Raw genomic sequence first — 4,052 nt, forward strand, 5'->3', positions numbered from 1 at the left:
TAAAGGCCGACGCCTGCGGAGCGGTTTAGCACAAACATTTTTTTGATTACCGATCGCGGACCGGCCCCGACCGGCCTGTTCACGCGTCAGTGGCCGCGATCGCCAACCAAAAAAATCTCTGCTCTATCTCTTCAAAGAGATAGGAGGCACAGTCACGCAAGTCATGTGCTCGCCAGCGGAGCCAAACTGACCAGTGCGCGACAACCTGCGCCATGCGTCAATCGCGACGACGTCGATGTACCTGCACGGCGACGAAATGCAGCGTGCGAGGGATATGGATCAGGCCTTCTCCGCCCCAAAATAGCTCGCTACCTTGTTGATCGAAGAATTTCGAAAATATGCGGTTCCGGCTTACAACCCCAAAATCGGTGAATCATAGTGGCCTACTCAGCGGGAGGTTCCATCATTGGACTACGCTTGATTCGCATCAATGAGTCTGTCACTGGTCGGGACTATGCTACCTTCATAGTGAAGAAATGGGTTTTTCCCATTCCTACCCAGTTCGTCGGAGAAAGCGCAGTCTGCGCAGTGGAACGGAAGCGAAGGAATGCAACCGGCCATTCCACCGCGCGTGCCCAGTCAATTTAATGATTTTCCGCGAGATCATCATGTCCGGAACAGGAGTTCATGTAGATACCGAAAGCGAAATGTTTCGCGACACAACCGACCGCGAACAAGTACGCATCGGTAACTGTCTTTCCGAGCGCGAATTTGAAACTGCGTGCGTGACGGCATATGACGCTCGTCTGGACGCTGTGCCCAACGGCGGCAAGACGAGCGCCGGTGCCGCGCCCTTGGATTTGATCGAAGGCCGACGCTCAAGCCGACCCGACTGACGGAGCTTGGAAACTGAAACACACTTACTTTAACGGGAGGGCGTTATGCTGCAAACCACTGCCGATGTTTTCTCCGGCCGTCCTAATCCAACTTGGATCGTCTCAGATGATCAGGAAATCCGCGCCGCGCTCCGCGATGCAGCGAAAGTCAGCGCAGCGTCGATCTCCGCCGCTAGCGAGTCGGGAGGCCGAGGCGAGCTGCGCGGCTTCTATCTCAACGCCGCCAACGATGAGCTGGCCGCGGATCACGGCATATCATCGTCGTTGTACGTTCCGCTCGGTTCCGGCGGCGGCTCGGGCACGTCGCGTGAGCTCGCTGAACGCCTAATTAATCTTGCCTCCGATCAAGGTGTCGCGGCCGGCGCACTTGCCGATGGCGTCGAGGAATCGAATGTCATCAACCATGAAATGCTGCGCGGTCTTCTCACGCAAAAGCTGGGCAAGGAAACAGGTGTGAGTTCCCCCAATTCGAACGCGGCAGCGGAATCTGAGGCTGCCGCCGAGCTTGAGCGTGCGGCGCCTGCGGTGACTTGCTGGGTCGAGTATGCTGCCTATTATCCCGGCTTCTGGAACAACGATCCCAACATCCGCGCGCCCAACAACTGCTACAACTACGCGAGTAATAAACGCACCGACACGTTCGCCCAACCGGGCCGCAGCAGTGGACACATCAACACGGCCATCACTTGCACCGCAGTGTGATAGGGGGCGCTGAGCGACGGCTTGCACCGGCGATACGTCTGCTTCCCAGATAGCGAAAAGCCGCGTTATCTGGTCGCGCTCGTTATCGCTCCCAGCCCGGGCTTCGTGGATTTTCACTGGTATCGCAAGAACAAGGAAGGTTTCTGTTGTCACAAGCCCGGCGGAACTGCCGTCAGGAGCGTGGACAATAGCAATCGGATCATTACCGATCCTTCGACGTGCGACCGCGGACCCTACACGCAGTTTTGTGGTTACTTTTATACCTGTCGTTCGCAACGCATTCGCTGATCGCAGCACGGCCGGCCACGCATCAAGGCGCGGCAACGTCGTCTGCCTGCGAGTCGCCGGTCGGGTCGCGGTTGCATGCAGGCTACTACGGAGCGCACAGCGCAATGAGATTTCAGATCGACCTTTTCAGCGGACAGCCCAATCCGTCGTGGGTATTGACGGAGTGCGAAGTCCTCGAACTCCAACGCCGCCTAGGCGGCCTACATGCAAGCGCGAAGAATGTCCTGCCCGATCAGCTCGGCTATCGCGGTTTGCTTGGCACGGTCGAGCCAGCGTCGGCTGATGCGCGACCGCCCGCATCAGCCGACGAGGTCGTTGCCATCGAACTTGGATGCGGCGTGGTTAGGGTGACGCGCAGGAATGGCGCGGTCGAGTTTCTGGCGGACACCGGCCGCTCGGTCGAGCTGTGGCTCTTGACCACTGCTCAGGGAAACGTCGACGAGGCCATCCGGAAGGTAGCGGTCGCGGACGCCGGCCGGGTGTGCTCGTAGGCCGTCCCGCCATCAGGAGGAACCGAAGATGAATTCCGAAGTAAACCAAAACGTCACGCCCGAAACCACGGGCCGATTTATCGTGACCTTTCGTGAGGGCGCGCACAAGGATGCATTGTCGGTACTTGCCGACAGCACCGGTGTGGCCGAGTCAAAAATGTTGAAGAGCGATGATTTCGGCGCGTCCGGTTTGGATGTGGAGCGGGTTCCGGCAGACGGTGGCGCGGTGCTGGATACCCTCGGGATCGCGGTGGTCAACATCGACCCAAGTGCCGCCGGCTCGCTGGCGATGACGGCGGGCGAGGATTCCGCTATCTTGGCGGTCGAACCCGAGGGCGTGATGTATGCGCTGGGGGAACCGAGTCCGATGTCACTCGACTATTTGCGCGGTTTCCGGGATGCTGCTCAAAGCCTGTATGCGTCGGCCAGCGAAGGGCCGGCGGGGGAAGATCTGCTCGATGTCGAAGCAGCGTTTGTCGACACGGCAACGCTGACCTGGGGACTGCAAGCCACCAAGGTGGCGACGTCGCGGTATTCAGGCCAGGGAATCAATGTGGCGGTGCTGGACACGGGGTTCTTCTTGGCGCATCCAGATTTCGTCGGCCGCCAGATCGAACCGACATCGTTCATCGCCGGAGTGGCCAGCGCCAACGACGGCCACGGCCACGGCACGCACTGCATCGGCACCGCTTGCGGCCCGCTGCATCCCGCTTTGGGGCCGCGCTACGGCATTGCTCACAAGGCCACGATCTTCGTCGGCAAGGTGTTGACAGATCAGGGACGTGGCGTTGACGGCGACGTCCTCGCTGGCATCGACTGGGCAGTGAGGAACAAGTGTCATGTGATTTCGATGTCGCTGGGCGCAAACGTCGCCACGACCTCGGTGGCATACGAAACTGCTGGCCAACGCGCCTTGGATGCCGGATGCATGATCGTGGCCGCCGCAGGCAACAACGCGCAGCGCTCCGCTGGCCAGTTTAGCTTCGTTTCGCGACCAGCTAACAGCCGATCGTTCATGGCGGTCGGTGCGCTAGACTCGGGCTTGCGCATTGCCGACTTTTCGGCTCGGGACACGGTTCGCCAGCCCGGCACGGCGGTAGACATCGCAGGCCCGGGCGTCGCCGTGTACTCGTCGTGGTCGATGCCCACTCGTTACCGCACCATCTCGGGAACCAGCATGGCGACGCCGCATGTGGCGGGGATCGCGGCACTCTGGGCGCAAGCTAGCGGCGCACGCGGCGCGGCACTGTGGCAGCGTCTCATCGCCAATACGCGCGGACTGTCGTTGCCGACGTCCGATGTCGGCTGGGGTTTGACGCAAGCTCCCTGAACTTTAGTGACGAATAAAAGACGCCCTTCCATCGCGGGGCGGAAGGTCAGAAGCTAGGTGTCCACGTGGACGCCTGCACACTGACACTGATGACAGAGAACAAAGACCTCAAGAGCCGTCTGGTGATTGGCGAGAAGCGCGACGGCCGACGCGAGTATGACGAAGCCGCACGTGACGAACTGGTCAGGATGTGCCTGAAGCCCGGTGTGTCAATCGCGCGCACGGCCATGGAGCACGACGTAAATCCGAATCAGCTTCGCAAGTGGATTACTCGCTACGGCTTTGTCCGGATGGGGGTATTGCAAAGATGCTGCGGGTTGTGTAAAAGCGCAACATCATGAAGCCAGCATTGAATAATGCCATATAAAGCCAGACTAAAGACGGGTGAACCGCGCAAGCGCAAGA

5 protein-coding genes are annotated in these 4,052 nt (G+C 59.9%); all 5 read left to right on the forward strand.

The features are described 5' to 3' along the window. The first annotated feature begins 476 nt into the window (after positions 1-476). The 5 genes from AB3X96_RS42045 (at position 477) to AB3X96_RS42065 (ending at position 3,988) form a co-directional block, all read left to right on the forward strand. Positions 477-836 carry a hypothetical protein gene (locus tag AB3X96_RS42045; protein WP_368594351.1) on the forward strand — a complete coding sequence of 120 codons (360 nt, stop codon included), beginning with the start codon at positions 477-479 and terminating at the stop codon, positions 834-836. 45 nt (positions 837-881) lie between these two features. Further along, entirely contained in the window at positions 882-1,538 is a 657-nt protein-coding gene (locus AB3X96_RS42050) for a hypothetical protein (protein WP_368594352.1), read from the forward strand. A 392-nt stretch (positions 1,539-1,930) separates the two neighbouring features. Beyond that, positions 1,931-2,317, forward strand: coding sequence for a hypothetical protein (locus AB3X96_RS42055; protein ID WP_176112092.1), 387 nt, complete (start codon positions 1,931-1,933; stop codon positions 2,315-2,317). Positions 2,318-2,345: 28 nt separating this feature from the next. Then, on the forward strand, positions 2,346-3,647 hold the full coding sequence (locus tag AB3X96_RS42060) for a S8 family serine peptidase (RefSeq protein ID WP_368594353.1): 1,302 nt from the start codon (positions 2,346-2,348) through the stop codon (positions 3,645-3,647). Positions 3,648-3,712: 65 nt separating this feature from the next. Then, positions 3,713-3,988: a transposase gene (locus tag AB3X96_RS42065; protein WP_368594354.1), complete on the forward strand. Its 276-nt coding sequence runs from the start codon at positions 3,713-3,715 to the stop codon at positions 3,986-3,988. Positions 3,989-4,052: the final 64 nt, after the last annotated feature.

The organism is Paraburkholderia sp. BR13439 (assembly GCF_040948805.1).
Taxonomy (GTDB): domain Bacteria; phylum Pseudomonadota; class Gammaproteobacteria; order Burkholderiales; family Burkholderiaceae; genus Paraburkholderia; species Paraburkholderia youngii.